Below are 18831 nucleotides of genomic sequence, written 5' to 3' on the forward strand. Positions count from 1 at the left end.
GAGCGATGGCCTATATTATCACGGAGCCCTGCATCGACGTGAAGGACGGAGACTGCACGGCCGCCTGTCCGGTCGATTGCATCTACGAGGGCGGGCGGATGTTTTACATCCATCCCGACGAATGCATCAATTGCGGGCTCTGCCTTTCGATTTGTCCGGTCGATGCGATCGTCTGGGACGGCGAGCTGAAACCGGAGCAGAAGCCGTTCGAGGCCGCCAACCGCGAATTCTTCGGTAAAGGCGTCACCGGCTGGGATTCGCCGGGCGGCTGGGACGCCGCGCATACGACCGATCTCGACCACCCCTTGGTTGCTGCGCGGCCGATCCGCGAGACGTCGCGGACGGCATAGCGGTTGGTCTGCATGGCCGCCGACCCGCCCGCCAGTCACGAATATCGCGTGGCATAATGGCGCCGAACGATCTGCGATAGGAACTCCGCATCGCTACGCCTGGCTTCCAGCATCGGCCTGACCGATCGCGCCTGATTCACCAGTTCCCGGAGCGCGGCATCGTAATCGACGGTCATCAGCTTCCCGTCTCCGACGATCTGTTGTCCGGCGACATGGAGTTCCTTGACATGCCGCGCCGTCATCCGTCCGAGCAGCACGGCTGCCTCGTCTTCATCGTCGAAAATCGCGTCGGCCGTCAGCGCGGCATAGTCGACCACGACGACGTCCCGTCGGGCGGGATGGTTCACCACGGCGCATCCTCCTTCATGCATCGCCGCGAACACCTCTTCCGCCGGAATGTCCGGGTCGAGCCCACGGCCGCCATGCAGCAGCGAAAACAGCCGCAGTTCGCGCCAGATGTCCTGGTCGTCGTCGAAGCCGGTCCCGTCGAGTCCAAGAGCGTACTTCAATTCCGCGCGCCTGACGTCTCCGAGCGGCGCGATGCCCGAGCGGAGCCGCAAATTGGCCGACGGATTGCTGACGAGGATCACGCCGCGTTCGGCCAGGAGCTCACACTCGTCCGCCCGCAACTGGACGCCGTGTGCGACTGCGAGGCGCGGCGACAGGAAGCCGATTTCGTCGAGATAGCGAACGATCCCCTGCGGAAACCGGCGGTCGAGCCAGGTCCGCTGTCTCGGACTTTCGAGGAGGTGCATATGGACCCGGCGGCCGGTCAGGGCGGAGGCCTCGGCGATCGCTTCCAGCAGCGCATTGCTCGCCCATTGCGGACCGATCGGCCCGTACTGGACGTCGACCATACCGCCCGCGTGGTTCCGCGCGACCTCCTCGACTGCCGCCAGTTGTTCGGGGATCGGATGATATTTCGGGGCGAGCTGCCCGATACGTGCTCGGTCGGCCTCGTCGAGGTCGGGCAGCAGTTCGGCCAAACCTCCGTAGACGAAGGGAGACTCGTCGAGCAGCGGACAGGAGAGGGCGAGCCGTATCCCGCAATCCCGCGCGGCGCGGACGACGTCCGCGGCTTCCTCCACGAGGCTGGCCGCGTTGAGCGAGTTGTGGCAGTGCATCGTCGCGCCGCATCCCGACTTCGCAACCCTTCCGAACGCCACAAGCGCTTCGAGATAGGGGTCGGTCGGCGGTCTCAACCGCATCCAGGGCACCCACGTCTCGAGGGCATCGTCCATGCAGCCGAAGTCCAAGGTGCGGATGCCGTAGCCGTGGTCGTGCGCGTTCACCGGCGCCGGCATAGCCAGCAATCCGCGCCCGTCGATGCTCGAGCCGGCGATGCGGATCTCTTCTTCGCCGACGTCGAGCAGCACGTGCCGCCGGCTCGGCTCCGCGCCGGGACGAGGCAGATAGCGCCCGATAGCGACCGGCGCCTTCATCGCGACAGCACCGCGTGGATCTCGTCGCTGAATTTTTGCAGTTCGACCGCGATGTAGTCGACCACGGCCTGGGTGGCACCCGTCAGGGGCCGTTTTCTCGGCACCATGACGCCGATCTCCAGTTCCTGGAGCCGGGAGCCAGCGATCGGCAGGGCGACCACGCTGCCGTCTCGCAGTTCCTCCAGCAGCCCGAGCGGCGTGAAGAACGCGACTCCTGTGCCCGCGAGGATCAGCGGCTTCAGCATCATCTGGTTGTTGGTGGCCACCAGGGTCCGGCCCGTCCGGTCGAGTGCCGAAAGCTCGATGGCGATGCGCGAACTCATCACTTCGTTGTCGAGTTGCAGCAGCAGGTTGAACTGCGCGCATTCCTGCAGCGACACGGACTTCGACCGCGCCAGCGGATGGTTGCGCGATACCATCGCCATGAGCGGCATCGCGACGCTCGCCACGCAGCGTATGTCTTCGGGCCGGGCGAGATCGAAGGTGATGCCCACGTCCACGTCGCCATCGGCCACGAAACCGAAGATCTGGCTGTAATTGTCGTTGCGGATGCGGAAGTCGATCGCAGGATGAAGGCCGTGCAACGCCATGACCCGCTCGGGAAGGAACTGCACAGCCAGGCTATCGAGACAGGCAATGTGCACGCGGCCCGTCTTCTTGCCCTTCAGGTCGCCGAGCTCGCCGCGCATGATTTCGAACTCGTGCAGCGTGTCGCGTGCGTGCCGCATCACGATTTCGCCCGCCCGCGTCAGGCGCAGGCCGCTCGGCAGCCGCTCGAACAGCGGCGTACCGAGTTCGTCCTCGATCTTCTGGATCTGGCGGCTGACCGCGGAACTCGCCACGTGCAGCTCGTCGGATGCCTTACGGATGGAACCCGCCCGGGCGACGGCGACGAAGTAGCGGAGGACCGCTGCATGCATGGATCTAGACCGTCTCTCCGTGATGTCCGGAGACGATCCTACCTGCCCTTCCATACGGGCGCACGTTTTTCGTTGAAGGCGCGTACGCCTTCCTGCCCGTCCTCGCTGGCAAGCGCGGCGACGAGGGCGGGTGTCCGCAAGGCCTGTGCCTCGGCGGGCGAAAGATGGCCGGTCCGGTTCACCGTCTGCTTGATCGCCCGCAGGGAGAGAGGCGCGCAGGCGACGATGTCCGCCACCCAGCGCTCGACCGCCTCATCCAGCTTGTCCAGAGAAGCTACTTCGTTGACGATGCCGAAGCCGGCCATCTCGGTGGCGGAGAAGCGGCGCCCGGATAGCATCACGCCCATGGCGAGGTTGTGCGGTATCTTGCGCTGCAGGAGTACCATGCCGCCGTCGAGCGGCATGCGTCCGACGCGACCTTCCGGAAGGCCGAACTGCGCCTTGTCCGAGGCGATCACGATGTCGCAGCCAAGGACCATCTCGAAGCCGCCGCCGAGCGCGTAGCCATTGACGCGAGCGATCAGCGGTATGTCGAGCGTACGCCGGTAGGCGATGCCACCGAAGCCGTGCGGCCGCGCCTCGGCCCAGTATTCGAGGCCGGATTTTCCCACGTTCTTCATGTCGGCGCCGACGGAGAAGGACTTGTCGCCGGCACCGGTCAGAACGATGCAGCTGACGTCGTCGCGATGCTCGAGTTCCTGCCAGACGGCCTCGAGCTCGGCCTCGGTGGCCGCATCGATCGCGTTCATCCTGTCCGGACGGTCTATGACGACCCGGGCGACGCGTTCCGCTATGTCGAGGCGAACGCTCACGCGACCCCCGCGCGGCGCGGTTCGACCACCGGCCCCAGAACCTCGTCATTGTGTTCGCCGAGCCGCGGCGGCGCCTGGCGGACGGTCACGGGCGCTGCCGACATGTCGATCGGGCTGCCGATCAGGCGGACTGGACCGGCGGAGGTGCGTCCCGCCTCCAGGATCATCCGGTTGACCAGCGTCTGCTCGTCCCCCAGCGCCTCAGCGAGCGTCTTGACCGGGGCGCACAGAATGTCGACGTCCTCCAGCCGCTTCAACCAGTACGCGGAGGAGTTCCTGGCGAAGTTCTCGCGGAAGATCGCCTGCAACTCGGCGCGGTTTTCCATCTGCCTGTCGAAATCGGCGAACCGTTCCTGCTTCGAGAGGTCGTCGATTTCCAACGCTTCGCAGATGTCGCGCAGCGGGTTCTGCTTGAACGCACCGACCATGACGATTGCGCGGTCCGTGGTCTCGAATACGCCCGTCAAGGGAAACGCGCCCCAGTTCAGGTCCTTGCCGCGCATCATCTGCGTGGCGCCTTCCTGCATCTGCAGGGCGAGCATCGAATTGTAGAGGCTGACCGCCACCACCTGGCCTTCGCCCGTCTTGTGACGCTGCAGCAGAGCGAGCAGGATTCCCTGCACCAGGTGCATGCCGGCGGAATAGTCGCAGAGCGGCGTCGAATAGATCGACGTCGGCAATGCGGGATCCGGTTTGCGCATCATGAGGCCGGTCAGCGCCTGGGCGAGGATGTCCTGGCCGCCCTTGTGGCGGTTGGGGCCTTCGAGCCCGAATCCCGTGCCGACGGCGAAGATGATGCCGGGGTTGCGGGCCTTGAGGTCGTCGTAGCCGAAGCCCATGCGCTCCATCACGCCGGGGCGAAAATTGCTGACGACCACGTCGGCGCCGTCGATGAGGTCGAGGACCTGGTCGCGCGCCTCCTGCGACTTCAGGTCGAGCGCGACGCTCTTCTTGTTGCGGTTCAGGGAACAGAAGACCGGGTTGTTGAGGCCGTCGGGATCGGAGCCGAGCGACCAGCGCGAGAGGTCGCCGATCTTCTCCTTCTCGATCTTGATCACTTCGGCGCCGTAGTCTGCGAGTACCTGCGTGCAGCAGGGACCGAGCATCACCTGGGTGAAATCGATCACCCGGACGCTGTCGAGGGGAAGCGGGGTCATTCTGCGGCCTCCAGGAAGGTTGCGTTGCCCGAGGGCGTGTCGCCCGGATCGGCGCCCTGGGCGCGCAGCTGCTTCTGGATTGCCTTCACGTCGGCCCTTCGCACCGCCACGCCCGCGTTCAGCGCCACGGTGGCGGCGACGCCCGCCGCCTCGCCCATGGCCATGCAGGGCGGGATCTCGCGGCTCGACTTCTGCGCCTGCGGCGTTACCGAGTAGTGCCGCCCGGCGACGATGAGTTGGTCGACTTCGCGCGGCAGCATGGCGCGGTAGGGGGTGTAGTAGTCACGGCCCCGGCACACCGTGTCGTGGAAATGCCGGCGCGTCATCACGTCGTCCTTGGTCACCACGTACTCGCCCTCAAGCATGCGCGTCTGGCGCACCCCGGTCTGCGGCGCGTAGTCGACGACATAGGCGTTCTCGAAGCCGGGGAAATTCGTGCGGGCAAAGGTCATCAGTTGTTCCATGCGCTTCCTGCCCTCGATCTCCACCGCGGTCAGGTCGGCAACCTTGAGGCCGTGCAGCTTGGGTATGTGCGGGCAGTTCAGCCAGATCACGCCCGGCAGCGGCGTCTTCAGCCACCAGAAGTTCCAGCAGCCGCCGATGATGCGCTTGGCCTCGTGGTCGAGCTTGGCGAACTCCTCCGGGTGGTCGAACTGGAAGGCCTCGGCGCGGTCGGTGTCGACGCCGCCCCAGCGCGACACGGGCGTGAGGATGAAGGAGCTTTCCTGCGATTTCGCCCCGGCGCTGGTGGCAACGTCGAGGTCGCCCGTGGCGTCGATGACCACGTCGCCCATGATTGCCTGGCGGCCTTCCTTGGTCTCGCAGATCACGCCTCTGATGGCGCCATCCTCGACGATGGCCGAGGAGAACCAGCTGTGCGCCCTGAGCTTGACGCCGGATTCGCCGATCATCGCATAAGAGGCGCGCTTGAACGCGTCCGGATCGAAGGCGGCGGAAAAGCAGATAGGGTGCGGCATGGAATGGGTGTGGAAGTCGAACAGTCCCCACCGTGCCCATTTGCGCCACATGGCGTCCGTCTCGCGCATGCCGGGCGCGCGGTCTGCGTCCGGCGGCGTCACGCACAGGCCCCAGGCGCTCATGCGCTCGATCATCTCCATGCAGATGCCCTGCACGGTGATCTCGGTGTCGTTGTGCATATCGTCGAGCACCAGCACCATGCCGCCCGACGCGAGGCCACCCAGATAGGGATAGCGTTCGAGCAGCGTGACGCTGGCGCCGTTGCGGGCGGCGGAGACGGCGGCGGAGATGCCGGCCGGCCCTCCGCCGACGACGACCACGTCGGACCTGTCGGCGACCTGCGTGTCGCGCGCGGCTTCTCTGACGGTCAGTACGGCCATGACTTCCTCCGGATATCTTTCTTTCGGATGCGCGCCGGCGTCAGTGGACGTCGGCTGCCTTCCACTTGATCAGGCGCGCCTCGGCGAACGAGACGAGTGAGAACAGCGTCACCGCCAGCAGCGCCGCGGTGAACACCGTCGCGTAGAGCAGCGGCGAGCGGAAATTGTAGGTGGCCTCGATGATCAGGGCGCCGAGGCCGAAATTCGAGCCGATCCATTCAGCCACGATCGCGCCGATGACGCAGGTCGTGCTGGCGATCTTGAGTGCGGCGAACAGGAACGGCAGCGAACTCTGGATGCGGACCTTCCAGAAGACTTCCGACCGCGAGGCCGAGAGCACCCGCATCAGATCCAGCGTCGCCGGCGGCACGGCCTTCAGTCCCCGTACCATGTTCACCAGCGTCGGAAAGAAACAGATCAGCGCCGCGATGATCACCTTGGGCAGGTAGCCGCTGCCGAAGATCAGCACCAGGATCGGCGCCACAGCGATGATCGGGATCGTGTTGATGAAGACGGCGATCGGGTAGAAGGCCTTCTCCGCCGTTCGCGAGTGGACGAACCAGATTGCCAGAAGGATGGCGATGAGGTTGCCGAAGATGAAGCCCAGCGCGGCTTCGAACAGCGTCGGCCAGAAGTTGCTCCACAGCGTCCAGCCGTCGTCGCGGAAGGATCCGAGCACGTCGAGCGGGCCGGGAGCCATGTAGGTCGGGACGGAAAAAGCCCAGACGACGAACTGCCAGGCCGCGATCAGCCCCACCACCGCGAGCGTGGCCGGCAGCTTGTCGCGGAACCGGTCGGCGAAGCCGAACAGGCCATGCTGCGGTTCGGCAGCGGCGCGATGCGCGATGTCGGCCATCAGCATTCCTCCAGAAGCCGGCGAAGATGCGCCGTGATCTGCACGAACTCGAGCGTGTCGCGCATGGCCAGCCGCCGCTGCGCGGGCAGGTCGACCGTCATGAACTCCTTGACGCGGCCGGGATGGGAAGCGAGCACCAGCACGTGCTGGCCGAGGAAGGCGGCCTCGGGAATCGAATGCGTGACGAACATGATCGTCGTGCCGGTCTCCTGCCAGATGCGCAGCAGCTCCTCGTTGAGCTTGTCGCGCGTGATCTCGTCCAGCGCGCCGAAGGGTTCGTCCATGAGCAGTATCTTCGGCCGGGACACCAGCGCCCGGGCGATCGCAACGCGCTGGCGCATGCCGCCGGAGAGTTCGGTCGGTAGCGCGTTCTCGCGCCCCTTGAGGCCGACCAGTTCGAGCAGTTCGGCGGGCTCGGCATGGGTCGACCCGCCGCCGCCGACCTCGAGCGGCAGGCGCACATTGTCGATGGCGCTGCGCCAGGGCAGCAGCGTCGCGTCCTGGAAGACGAAGGAGAAGTTGCGTTCGCGCCTCGCCTGCTCCGGCGTGCGCCCCAGCACCGTGATCTCGCCGGCGCTCACCGGCACGAGATCGGCGATGGCCCGCAGCAGGGTGGATTTTCCGCAGCCCGAGGGTCCGAGCATGGTAACCAGGGACCCGGCGGGGATGTCGACCGACACCCCCGACAGCGCCGTCACGGCATTTTCCCTTTCGCCGAAGACGACGTCGACGTCTCGTACCGAAACGGCGACGGCCGCCTTGTCCTCGGATGCCGCGGGCGGGGCGGCCGACCGGGCCAGCGCGCTCGCGTTCATGGCCTCAGCCGACCTTCTTGCGGATGTCGGTGGTGGCTTCGAGGATCGACAGGGTCATGATGTCGTCGACCGTCGGGACCGTGCCCTTGAACTGGTCGAGATCGGCGTAGGTCTTCAACTGGGCCTCCCAGTTGGCCCGGTTCATCGCGCCCCAGCCTTCCGCCTTGGTGGTCTCGCCGAAGCTGAATTCCAGCACCGGCTTGACGGCCTCCAGTTCGCTCGCCTTGTCGAGGTTCGGGTAGGCCTCCACTAGGATTTCGACTGCTTCCTCGGGATTGTCCTTGGCATAGCCCCAACCCATCGCGGAGCCTGCGATGAACTTGGCCAGGAGGTCCGGCGTCTCGGTGATCGACTTGTCGGTGGCGAAGTAGACGTTGGCGTAGAGCTGGATGCCGGTGTCCCACAGCATCATGTCGACGCGGTCGTCGCCGAGGATCTTCAGCGCGTTGGTGTTGGTCAGCCAGCCGGTGACCGCCTGCGCCTGGCCGGTGATCAGCTGGTTCATGTCGGCGCCCATGTTGACCAGCGTCACCTGATCCTCGGCGATGCCATTCTTGGCCAGCAGCGCGCGCGCCAGGATGTAGGCGGTCGGCTGGGTCGCGATGGTCTTGCCGATCATGTCCTTCGGCTCGCGGATCGCGGCGCTCTCCAGCGAAAAATAGGTGAAGGGGTGCTTCTGGTAGCCGGCTGCGATCGCCTTGATGGGGATACCGGCGGAGCGGGCGAGCATGACCGAGGGGCTCGACGATGTCTGGCCGATCATGGCCTGGCCGGAAGCGACGCTCGCCACGCCGTCGACGTTGGGTCCGCCGGGCGTGATCTCGAGTTCCACGCCCTGCTCGGTGTAGAAGCCCTTCTTGATGGCGACGACCTCGCCGAGGATGCCATTGGAGGCGAGCCAGCCGAGCTGCATATTGATCTTGGCCGGCGATTGCGCCGTCGCGCGTGTCACGCCGATCAGGCTGTGGGTGGCGGCCACGCCGCCAATGGCGGCGGCGGTACGAAGGAATTCTCGACGCGTGGAAAGGCTGCGAAACATTGTCCGGTTCTCCCGTTGGGTGGGCCTCGGCGCGTTCCCCTGCGCCTGTTGTCGTCTCAGGCCTGTCCGGATGATGAGCGTAAGCGTCGTTCGAATAAAGTAGAAAGTTTCGGCTTCTTCGTTGCCGTTTCGGCAACGCAGGAGGCGTCCCCCGTTCGCGGTTGCCGCTCTTGTGGGGATCTGGCCGGTTGACCGGCCGCCGATCGCTACCGCGGCAGTTCGGCGATGCCGCCGTGAGCAGCCGACCAGGGCAGGGGCGCGCTCAGGAAGCTCTCCACCTCACGCAGCGTCCCCGCGTCGATGCGACCCTCCGCCTTGCAGACCTTCAGGATGTCCCACCATGTGGCAAGGTAATGCAGCCGCATGCCGGCATCGAGCAGCCGCTGCGGCGCATCGGGGAAGATGTCGTAGTAGAATACCGCGAATGTGTCGGTGACCTCGGCCCCCGCCTTGCGGATCGCCTCGGCGAATTTGATCTTGCTGCCGCCGTCGGTGGTCAAATCCTCGACCAGCAGCACGCGCGCGCCTCCGGCCAGCGCGCCCTCGATCTGCGCGTCGCGGCCGAACCCCTTCGGCTTCTTGCGCACGTAGAGCATCGGCAGGCCCATCTTGTCCGACAGCCAGGCGGCGAAGGGAATGCCCGCGGTCTCGCCGCCGGCCACCGCGTCGAACTGCTCGAATCCGACGGAGCGGAAGATGACCGAGGCGGCGAAGTCCATGATCGCTGAACGGATGCGCGGATAGGAGATCAGCTTGCGGCAGTCGATGTAGACAGGACTCGCCAGCCCCGACGTGAAGGTGAAGGGTTTTTCGGCGTTGAAGTGGACCGCGTCGATCTCCAGCAGCATCTTCGCCACCGTCTCGGAAATGACCGTCCGGTCGGGAAACGTGTTGGAGAACATGGTTCAGCCCTCGTCGTTGCGATGATCTTTCGCTAGCAACAAAGGACCCGGCTAGCCAGTCTGCCGCACCACATTCCAGTGGATCGGGAACATCGGATCGAACAGCGTGATGGGTCCGTCGGCCGTGTCGATCTTGGCCGGAAACGCCACCAGCGCATCCTCGCGGCGCAGCGTGATGCGCTCCTCGTTCGCCGGAAGGCCATAGAACTTCGGCCCGTTCAGCGAGGTGAAGGCCTCAAGCCTGTCGAGCGCGTCTTCATCCTCGAACACGTGTGCGAGGCAGGAGAGCGTGTTGGTGGCGGAAAAGATGCCGGCGCAGCCGCAGGCGCATTCCTTCAGCGGGTCGAGATGCGGCGCCGAATCCGTACCGAGAAAGAAGCGGGGATCGCCCGAGGTTGCCGCCTTGCGCAGCGCGAGGCGGTGTTCCTCGCGCTTGGCGACCGGCAGGCAGTAGTAGTGCGGGCGGATGGCTCCCGCCAGGATCGCGTTGCGGTTGATGATGAGGTGGTGGGTGGTGATGGTCGCGCCGAGATTTTCGGACTGGCCGGAGACGTAGTCGACGCCGTCGCTGGTCGTCAGGTGTTCCATGACGATGCGCAGTTCCGGCAGGCGCCTGCGCAAGGGGTCGAGCACGCGGTCGATGAAGACCGCCTCGCGGTCGAAGATGTCGACCGCGGGATCTGTAACCTCGCCATGCACACAGAGCGGCATGCCGATTGTGGCCATGCGCTCGAAGACCGGCATGGCGTTTCCGAAGTCGCGCACCCCGCTTTGCGAGTTGGTCGTGGCGCCTGCCGGATAGAGTTTCGCGGCGGTGACCACGCGATCGCGGAAGGCGGCCTCCAGATCGTCCGGATCCGTCGTTTCCGTAACGTAAAGGGTCATCAGGGGCTCGAAGACGTGGTCCCGCGGGAGCGCCGCCAGGATACGGTCGCGGTAGGCCTGCGCGTCGGCTTTGGTGACCACCGGCGGGACGAGGTTCGGCATGATGATCGCGCGGGCGAAATTACGCGAGGTATGGGCCAGCACCGCCTTCAGAACGGCGCCGTCGCGCAGATGGACATGCCAGTCGTCGGGGCGGCGGATGGTCAGCGTCTTCACGTCGTCTCCCTCATGGGGAATGTGGTTGGTGGTTTGTCTCGGTCTTGCACGAACGGCATGGCCGGGGGAAGACCGGCCGCGAAAATCCCCCGTCGTTGACGTCGCAAGGCGATGTTGTCCGCCGGCTATCGCTCACCCTTCAGATAAGGGGTCATCAGCGCCTTCGGATAAGTCGCGCGGCGGGAGACCGCGATCAGGGCCGCGATCGAGAGCACGTAGGGGAGCATCAGGAAGAACTGGTAGGGGATGACACCCCCCATCACCTGCTGCAGGCGGATCTGGTAGGCGTCGAACGCGCCGAAGAGGATGGCCCCCAGCAGCGCCTTGCCCGGCTTCCAGGATCCGAAGACCACCAGCGCGATGCAGATCCAGCCGCGTCCGTTGATCATCTCGAAGAAGAACGAGTTGAACGCGCTCATGGTCAGGAAGGCGCCGCCGACGGCCATCAGCGCCGATCCGATCATGACCGCCGCGATGCGCAACGCCGTGACGGAGATGCCCTGCGCTTCGACAGCCGCCGGGTTTTCGCCCACCGCGCGGATGGCCATGCCGGCCGGCGTCCGGTAGAGCAGCCATGCCACCGCGGCCACCGCCACATAGGCGAGGTACGTCAGCGGCGTCTGGTTGAAGAGCGCCGGACCGATCACCGGTATATCCGAGAGGCCAGGGATGGCGAGCGGCTGGAACGGCTCGATCTTCGGCGGCGAACTGACCTCCGGTAGCGCGACGCGGTAGGTGAAATAGGTCAGGCTCGTCGCAAGCAAGGTGATGCCGATGCCGGTAACATGCTGCGACAGTCCCAGCGGGACGGTGAGGACGCCGTGCAGCAGGCCGAAGGCCATGCCGCTCAGGGCGGCCACGACGACGCCGAACCACAGATCTCCGCCCCAGTAGACCGTGAGCCAGCCGGCGAAGGCGCCCGCCGTCATGATCCCCTCGATGCCGAGGTTGAGCACCCCGGCGCGTTCGCAGATCAGTTCACCCATGGTGGCGAAGATAAGCGGCGAGGCAATGCGGATCGCCGCCACCCAGAAGCTCGCCGTCAGCAGGATTTCGAAGGCTTCCACGGCTCACCTCCACCGGATGCGGTAGCGGGTCAGCATGATCGCGACCACCATGGTCAGGAGCGCGGTCGCGACCATCACCTCTGCAATGTAGCTCGGCACGCCGGCCGTCCGGCTCATCGAATCGGCACCGACGAAGATCCCCGCGACGAAGATCGCTGAGGCGACAACGCCGAGCGGGTTGAGCACCGCGAGCATGGCCACGACTATGCCCGTGTAGCCATATCCGGGGGACAGATCGAGCGTGAGATTTCCCTTGAGGCCCGCCACCTCCGAAAAGCCCGCGAGCGCGGCGAGACCGCCCGAAAGAAGCGCGGTCTTCACCAGGACGAGGTTGACGGAGATACCGGAAAAGCGCGCCGCTTCGGGATTGTGCCCGACCGCGCGCATCTCGTAGCCGAGCACGGACTTCTTCATGATCACCCACACGATCGCGGCGCTCACGAGTGCCATGGCGAAGCCGAAATGCAGGCGCTTGCCCTGGATCAGCCGCGGCAGTTGAGCATCGGCGATCACCCGCTTCGACTGCGGCCAGCCGAGGCCCATGGGGTCCTTCAGCGGCCCCTCGAGCAGGTAGGAGACGAAGAGGAGGATGACGAAGTTCAGGAGCAGCGTAGTCACCACCTCGTCGACCCCGAAACGCGTCTTGAGGACGGCGGGCCCGAGAAGCAGTAGCGCGCCGGCCAGCATGGCGCAGACCATGATCAGCGGGATGAGCGCGAACGAAGGCAAGGCGACCGCGCCCGTTCCGAGCACGACCGTGACGACGGCGCCGATGTAGAGTTGCGCCTCAGCGCCGATGTTCCAGAGCTTGGCGCGGAAAGCGACCGCGACCGCGAGGCCGGTAAAGATCAGCGGCGTCGCACGCGTCAGCGTCTCGACGATGGCGAACTGCGAACCAGCGGCGCCCTTCAGCACCAGCCAGAACACGTTGAAGGGTGAGGCGCCCGCGACGAGGACGAGGAGGGATGCGAAAACCAACGTCGCGCCGATCGCGCCCGCCGGATAGAGGAACAGACCGGCCGAAGTAGTGGCGGGCTTGGGCTCAAGCCGCATGGGCCGCCGGCTCCCCGAAGTCGCCATGGCCGGCCATCAATTCGCCGATCGCGCGTACGGAAAGCTCGCCCCGGGCGGACGGCCGCGAAAGGCGCCCCTTCGACATGACGATGATGCGGTCCGAGAGCGCCAGAACCTCGTCCAGGTCTTCCGAGATCAGCAGGATCGCCGCGCCGCGACCCCGCGCCTCGAGCAGCTTCGAGTGGACGTAAGCGACCGCGCCGATGTCGAGCCCGCGCGTCGGCTGGCTGGCGAGGATGATTTTGGGATCGCCGTCGAACGCCCGCCCGAGGATGAGCTTCTGCATGTTGCCGCCCGAAAGCAGCCTCACGCGCGCATCGGGGGAGGGGCACTTGACGTCGTAATCCGCGATGATCGCCTGCGCGAATCCCTGGGCGGCCCTCCAGTCGATGAAGCCCATGCGGCTGAAGCGGCGGGACCGGTAGCGTTCGGAGATGACGTTTTCGGTGACGCTCATGTCGCCGATCATGCCGGTCGCATGGCGGTCTTCCGGGATGCGGCCTATTCCTTGCGCCAGCGCGGCGCCGGGAGACCAGCGCCTTGCCGGCTCGCCTCCGAAGAGGATCGAGCCGCGCTCCGGCTGCGCGGTTCCGGCGAGCAGCGCTGCCAGCGCCGCCTGGCCGTTGCCCGATACGCCGGCGATACCGGTGATCTCGCCCTCCCGCAAGGCGAGCGATATGCCGTCGAGTGGCGCACCACCCGAGCGGCCGCGTGTTGCGACGCCTGCGAGTTCAATGACCGCGGCGCCCGGCGAATGCGGCACGACGGCCGGCATGGTGACTTCCTCGCCGACCATCATCGCCGCCAGTTCGGCGCGATTGGTCTGCGACGTCCGTCGTTCGCCGGCAAGCGCGCCCGAGCGGAGCACCAGAACGCGGTCGCTGACCGCCATGACTTCCTGAAGCTTGTGCGAGATGAAGATGATCGAGAGCCCGGTAGCCACGAGTTTCTTCAGCGTGGCGAACAGCGCCTCGGTCTCCAGCGGCGTCAGGACCGCCGTCGGTTCGTCGAGGATGAGAATGCGGGCCTCGCGATAAAGCGCCTTCAAGATCTCGACGCGCTGGCGCTCGCCCACAGACAGATCGGAGACGATCGCCTCCGGATCGACGTCGAGGCCGAACGCGCGCGACATCTCACGGACGCGCTGGACCGCGCCCCGCCGATCGAACCGTAGCGCCCAGAGGCTCTGGGTTCCGAGCGCGATGTTTTCCACGACCGTCATCTGGTCCGCCAGCGTGAAGTGCTGGTGGACCATTCCTATACCGGCGGCGAGTGCCGCGCGCGGGTCGCCCGGCGGAAGCTTTCTCCCGAAGACCTCGATATCCCCTTCGTCCGCCACGTAGTGGCCGAAGAGGATGTTCATCAGCGTCGTCTTTCCCGCGCCGTTCTCACCGAGCAGCGCGACGACCTCGCCGCGCGCCAAGTCGAACCCGATACAGTCATTGGCGGTGAGCGGCCCGAAGCGCTTGGTGATACCGGCGAGGCGCAGAACGGGTTCAGCTCTGTTCACGACGAGCCCCAATCAATGTCAATCCGGCCCCGCCGAGGGACCCTGCCAATTGTCCGGCTGCTGGATTGGTTTGGTTCGGAAACGCTTCGGACGCAGGAAATACAGTACCGCCGCCAGAAAAACGAGCAGCAAAGCAGCGACACGAAGCCAACCCTGCCAGTCCATCCACCAACCTCCTCGGGTTTCAACGGCAAGTCCGGGCATGGTGGTGCTCGACGGCCGACGGTGAGGGGGGTGCTTCCACCGACCGCTCAGTTGGATTTCGGTTCGCTGTCGTCGATCTCGACCGTGTAGTCGCCGGCCTTGATCGCGGCTTCGCGCTCTTCGACGAGCTTCATCGCATCCGAAGGCACCTTGCCCTCGAAGGTGCCCAGCGGCGCGAGCGAGGAGCCGCCTTCCTTCATGAAGGAGTAGACGCCATAGTCTTCCGCCTTGAACGTGCCGGCCTTGACCTTCTCGATAGCGGCGTCGAGCGTCGGCTCGAAGTGCCACAGGGCCGATGCCACGACGGTCTCGGGATAGTCGGCCTGGGTGTCGATCACGTTGCCGATGGCCAGGATGTCGCGCTCCTTGGCGGCGTCCGACACGCCGAAGCGCTCGGCGTAGAGGACGTCGGCCCCGGCGTCGATCTGCGCGAACGCGGTCTCCTTGGCCTTCGGCGGATCGAACCAGGAGCCGATGAAGGCGACCTGGAACTTCGCGTCGGGTGCCATCTCGCGCACGCCGGCCATGAAGGCGTTCATCAGCCGGTTGACCTCGGGGATCGGGAATCCGCCGACCATGCCGATGTTCTTGGATTCGCTCATCGCCCCGGCGATGATGCCGGTCAGGTAGGAGGCGTCCTGGATGTAGTTGTCGAACACGGAGAAATTCGGCGTGTCGTCCTGCGGCTTGAAGCTCGATCCCATCAGGTAGGCGGTCTCGGGATAGTCGCGCGCCACCTGCCGGGCGGCGTCCTCGACGCCGAAGACCTCGCCGATGATCAGGTCGTTGCCCGCCTCCGAGTACTCGCGCATGACGCGCTCGTAGTCGCTGTTGGAGACGTTCTCGGAGAAGACGTATTCGATGTCGCCGCGTTCGGCCGCTGCGTTGGCCGCCTTGTGGATGCGGCTGACCCACTGCTGCTCGACCGGCACGGTGTAGATCGCGGCGACCTTCAGCTTGTCCTGGGCTTGCGCCGGGCCGTACAGGCCGGTCGTGGCGAGAAGCGCCGCGCCCAGCACCGAGGACTGGATCAGACGACGGCGGGAAATGGCGGCAAGGCTCGTTTCGAAAGGTATCTCAGACATCGTTCGCGCTCCTGTTTGACCAGACGGTAAAGAGAGTTTCGGACACTGACAAGAGAGTCTGCCGCTACGGAACTCAGAACCGCGACAACACCACGCCGGCGCCGACGAGGAGGACCGCGACGACCCGCTGCCAGGCGATCTCGCGCACCGGGATTCCGAACAGGCCGAATTGGTCGACCATGAGGGAGGCGAGGAGTTGTCCCAGGATAAGGGCCGCGATCATCGTCAGGACGCCGAGCCGGGGAACGCTCCAGAGCGCCGACCAGACATAGAAGGCTCCAAGCGCGCCTCCGGTGATCATCCAGGGCTGGACGGAGCGGAACATCGCTGCATTGGGCAGCGATCCGCGTGCGAACATAACCAGCGCCAGGACGACCAGTCCGCCGCCGAACGATATCATCGTTGCGAGGACGGTGTCGTTCAGCGCCCGTCCGAGGGCGGAGTTGATGGGCGACTGGACGGCGAGCGCCACGCCGCCGGCGAAAGCCACCGCCAGGGCCAACCAGAATGGGCCCATCCTACCCGACTTCCGCGACTGTTGCGTTCATAACTCTCGCCCGCTCGATCAACTACACCATCGCCGAATACACGTCCGACCGATGGGCGCACAATCCCGCTGCGCTGCATTAGGTCAGACACCGTGCGAGCTGTCGATTTCCTCGTCGAGGACACCCTCCACGTAGAGGGCGCGCACCAGCGCGTAGGCGGCGACCGTCAGCGGGCCGGCGAGAAGGACGCCCACGACACCGACAGTGCTCCCATGGCCACCACGGACAACATGAACAGCGCCGGCGGAACGGAAACGACCCCGCGCTGGACGAGCGGCGTGATCAGGTTCGATTCGACCTGCTGGACGGCGACGTAGAGCAGCACGGACCAGAACAGCGTATCGACACCTTGCGCGGAGGCGACGAGAAGCCCCGGAATCGCGCCGACGACGGGACCTGCCAGCGGCACGAATTCCGTCAGGAACGCGATAAGGGCGAGCGCCAGAGGCGCGGGCAGGCCGAGCCACCATGCGCCGAGGCCCACCAGCCCGCCCACGATCGACATCGACAGGAGCTGGGCAATAAGCCAGAGCTTCAATCCGTGCCCCGTCCGCTTGAGCGCGATGCGCGCGCGGCGATGCTGGGCCGGAGGTACCAGAAGCACAACACCCTCGCTGTAGAGCGAAGGCTTGTTGGCAACGAAAACCCCCGCGACCACGATCAGGACCAACCCGGTGAGTACTAACGCGACGGTGCCCGCCATGGAAAGGACGTCGCGCCATATGCGGCCGAAGATCGTGCTCTGGATGTCGTTCAGTTCGCCGAGCGAATCGGGCAGGGAAATGCCGTAGCGGTCTTCGAGCATCCGGATCGCTTCCGGCACCCTTTGCGGGAGTTCGGATGACTGCGTCCGGATCTGCGGCCAGGCGAACCATCCCAACCCTCCGAGCAGGAGGAGGATGACCACCACGGCGATCGAGACCGCCATGCGGTGGCTGACCGGCACTAGGCGGCGAACGAGTTCGCCCGCTGCCACCAGGAGCGCCGCCACGACGATCGCCGCGAAACCGATAACCACGGTATGTCGGAGCTACCAGAAGAGAAATGCGAACGAAGCGACGAGAACGGCGATGACGCATTTGCGCGCGAAATCGCCCATCTGTTCCTCATGGCCGACGCCGCCGGATTCATCCCGCATTTGAATTCCTTACTGCGGTACACATGAAAAGGAGGCCTCCGGCGCGATGCCTGGAGACCTCCCCATGCCAACTATTGAAGGGCGGATCCGCAAACGCCCTCCGGCCGGCAATCACTGCACGCCGAAGCGGTCGTAATCGAGGGGTTCGTTGTCGACCACGTCCGCCCGGTCGTAAGGCATGTCGTAGTACGGACGACCCGCAGACCAGCCCCGACCGTAGTAAGGGTAGGCATAGGGACCGCTGACGCCGTAACCGGCATCGGGACTAACGACCACCGCCTGGAGCTGACCATCACGGATGATCAGGTCGTTGACGTAGCCGTAATTCGAGTAGCCGTCGGCTTCGCCGTCACGCACGCGGGCATAGTCGCCCATGAGGTCGGTTGCCCGGAAGAGGCCGGGCGAGGTTTCGAGGTCGTCATCGACCACTTCCACACCCTGCGCATCGGTGGGAGTCAGGTACCCGGTCTTCCAGGTGCTGTAGTCCTCGACGTTTTCTTCCGTGACCGGAATGATGATCTGGCCTTCTACGCTGTAGTTGACCTGATCCCACGGGACGTTGATGTGGGTGTCGAACATGTCCCAGAAGCCGCCGACCTCGGCCACCAGCGAGACAACACGGCCGTCATTCGTGAATACGACGTTCTCTACGCTGCCGATTTCCTCGCCGGTCGGCCCGTAGACCTCCATCTCGTCCATCATCTCGTCGACGCTCACGCCACCGAGATAGAGATCCTCGGCGCGCCAGTCCGCCATGGAGATCACCTCCTGCGGCGTGATGGTCTGACCGACGGCGGAGGTCTCTTCGTCACCGATTCCGGCCTGCGCCATGTCGCCCATCATGTAGGTGTCGGAATAGGCGCCATATTCGTCCTGATTGACCATCGCGTTCCTGTCGGTGTCGTAGACCCCGTAGAGCGCGGTGTGGAAGGTCTGCCAGTCGACCCCTTCGTCCCCGACATTCCAGTCGTCGAGCGCGGCGGACTGCTGGAGACCAGCCGTGAATTCGTCCTCGTCGAGGAAGGCATCGCCGTTCCGATCGAGGTCGGCATATGCCACCTCATCGTCGTCGCCGAACCAGCCGAGCCAGCCTTCGCCGAACTCGTTCTCCGAAAGCATGTCGTCACGATCACGATCCCAGGATACGTAAAGACCCCGATAGAGCTCGTCCTCGGTCAGCCGCTGATCCTTGTTGGCGTCCCAGGACTGGAAGGCGCCCTGACTCACCTGTTCGAACTCGCGGTCCGACAGCTCGAGGTTGCCGTCCTGGTCGATATCGCTGAATGTCCATTCCGCGGCGGCGAATGCGGATCCCGCGCCTAGCGTCATCAGCAGTGCAAGTGCCGTAGAAGTATTGGCGATTCTCATGTCGCTCTCCCTTCGTTTCTGATTGTTACATTAGCGGAACCCCTGTCCCGGTCGCATGTTCCGAGAAAAAGCCGAATCGGAAGGA

19 protein-coding genes are annotated in these 18831 nt (G+C 65.3%); 1 reads left to right on the forward strand and 18 read right to left on the reverse strand.

From position 1 onward, the window contains the following. Window positions 1-5 precede the first annotated feature (5 nt). Window positions 6-350, forward strand: coding sequence for a ferredoxin (fdxA, locus tag ABGN05_RS17735; protein WP_367955375.1), 345 nt, complete (start codon window positions 6-8; stop codon window positions 348-350). Between the two features lie 35 nt (window positions 351-385). Here the strand turns inward: fdxA and ABGN05_RS17740 are convergent, their stop codons facing one another. The 18 genes from ABGN05_RS17740 to ABGN05_RS17825 form a co-directional block, all read right to left on the reverse strand. Further along, window positions 386-1792: an amidohydrolase family protein gene (locus tag ABGN05_RS17740; protein WP_367955376.1), complete on the reverse strand. Its 1407-nt coding sequence runs from the start codon at window positions 1790-1792 to the stop codon at window positions 386-388. Then, a complete protein-coding gene (locus ABGN05_RS17745; RefSeq protein ID WP_367955377.1) occupies window positions 1789-2712 on the reverse strand; it encodes a LysR family transcriptional regulator in 924 nt (307 codons plus the stop codon). Before ABGN05_RS17745 ends, ABGN05_RS17740 begins: the two co-directional genes overlap by 4 nt. 38 nt (window positions 2713-2750) lie before the next feature. Next, a complete protein-coding gene (locus ABGN05_RS17750) occupies window positions 2751-3524 on the reverse strand; it encodes an enoyl-CoA hydratase-related protein (RefSeq protein ID WP_367955378.1) in 774 nt (257 codons plus the stop codon). Next, the gene (locus ABGN05_RS17755) at window positions 3521-4681 is read right to left on the reverse strand and encodes a CaiB/BaiF CoA transferase family protein (protein ID WP_367955379.1); all 1161 of its coding nucleotides are present in this window, start codon (window positions 4679-4681) and stop codon (window positions 3521-3523) included. Before ABGN05_RS17755 ends, ABGN05_RS17750 begins: the two co-directional genes overlap by 4 nt. Further along, entirely contained in the window at window positions 4678-6039 is a 1362-nt protein-coding gene (locus ABGN05_RS17760; RefSeq protein WP_367955380.1) for an FAD-dependent oxidoreductase, read from the reverse strand. Before ABGN05_RS17760 ends, ABGN05_RS17755 begins: the two co-directional genes overlap by 4 nt. Window positions 6040-6079: 40 nt before the next feature. Continuing rightward, on the reverse strand, window positions 6080-6895 hold the full coding sequence (locus ABGN05_RS17765) for an ABC transporter permease (RefSeq protein ID WP_367955381.1): 816 nt from the start codon (window positions 6893-6895) through the stop codon (window positions 6080-6082). After that, window positions 6895-7710: an ABC transporter ATP-binding protein gene (locus tag ABGN05_RS17770; RefSeq protein ID WP_367955382.1), complete on the reverse strand. Its 816-nt coding sequence runs from the start codon at window positions 7708-7710 to the stop codon at window positions 6895-6897. Before ABGN05_RS17770 ends, ABGN05_RS17765 begins: the two co-directional genes overlap by 1 nt. Window positions 7711-7714: 4 nt before the next feature. Beyond that, a complete protein-coding gene (locus tag ABGN05_RS17775; RefSeq protein ID WP_367955383.1) occupies window positions 7715-8749 on the reverse strand; it encodes an ABC transporter substrate-binding protein in 1035 nt (344 codons plus the stop codon). Between the two features lie 206 nt (window positions 8750-8955). Beyond that, a complete protein-coding gene (locus ABGN05_RS17780; protein ID WP_367955384.1) occupies window positions 8956-9651 on the reverse strand; it encodes an orotate phosphoribosyltransferase in 696 nt (231 codons plus the stop codon). Window positions 9652-9702: 51 nt separating this feature from the next. Continuing rightward, window positions 9703-10752, reverse strand: a complete 1050-nt coding sequence (pyrC, locus tag ABGN05_RS17785; RefSeq protein WP_367955385.1) for a dihydroorotase — start codon at window positions 10750-10752, stop codon at window positions 9703-9705. Between the two features lie 125 nt (window positions 10753-10877). After that, window positions 10878-11819 carry an ABC transporter permease gene (locus tag ABGN05_RS17790; RefSeq protein ID WP_367955386.1) on the reverse strand — a complete coding sequence of 314 codons (942 nt, stop codon included), beginning with the start codon at window positions 11817-11819 and terminating at the stop codon, window positions 10878-10880. 3 nt (window positions 11820-11822) lie between these two features. Further along, window positions 11823-12872 carry an ABC transporter permease gene (locus ABGN05_RS17795; RefSeq protein WP_367955387.1) on the reverse strand — a complete coding sequence of 350 codons (1050 nt, stop codon included), beginning with the start codon at window positions 12870-12872 and terminating at the stop codon, window positions 11823-11825. Next, window positions 12862-14403 (reverse strand): ABC transporter ATP-binding protein, encoded by a 1542-nt coding sequence (locus ABGN05_RS17800; protein WP_367955388.1) that lies wholly within the window; start codon window positions 14401-14403, stop codon window positions 12862-12864. Before ABGN05_RS17800 ends, ABGN05_RS17795 begins: the two co-directional genes overlap by 11 nt. Window positions 14404-14421: 18 nt before the next feature. Beyond that, the gene (locus ABGN05_RS17805) at window positions 14422-14568 is read right to left on the reverse strand and encodes a hypothetical protein (RefSeq protein ID WP_367955389.1); all 147 of its coding nucleotides are present in this window, start codon (window positions 14566-14568) and stop codon (window positions 14422-14424) included. Between the two features lie 86 nt (window positions 14569-14654). Next, a complete protein-coding gene (locus tag ABGN05_RS17810; RefSeq protein ID WP_367955390.1) occupies window positions 14655-15692 on the reverse strand; it encodes a BMP family protein in 1038 nt (345 codons plus the stop codon). A gap of 73 nt (window positions 15693-15765) precedes the next feature. Further along, complete coding sequence (locus tag ABGN05_RS17815; protein ID WP_367955391.1) at window positions 15766-16209, reverse strand: DMT family transporter; 444 nt, start codon at window positions 16207-16209, stop codon at window positions 15766-15768. 197 nt (window positions 16210-16406) lie between these two features. Further along, on the reverse strand, window positions 16407-17258 hold the full coding sequence (locus ABGN05_RS17820) for an AI-2E family transporter (RefSeq protein ID WP_367955392.1): 852 nt from the start codon (window positions 17256-17258) through the stop codon (window positions 16407-16409). A gap of 231 nt (window positions 17259-17489) precedes the next feature. Further along, on the reverse strand, window positions 17490-18746 hold the full coding sequence (locus ABGN05_RS17825; protein WP_367955393.1) for a PRC-barrel domain-containing protein: 1257 nt from the start codon (window positions 18744-18746) through the stop codon (window positions 17490-17492). Window positions 18747-18831 lie beyond the last annotated feature (85 nt).

Source organism: Aquibium pacificum (assembly GCF_040839445.1).
In the GTDB taxonomy this organism is placed as follows: domain Bacteria; phylum Pseudomonadota; class Alphaproteobacteria; order Rhizobiales; family Rhizobiaceae; genus Aquibium; species Aquibium pacificus.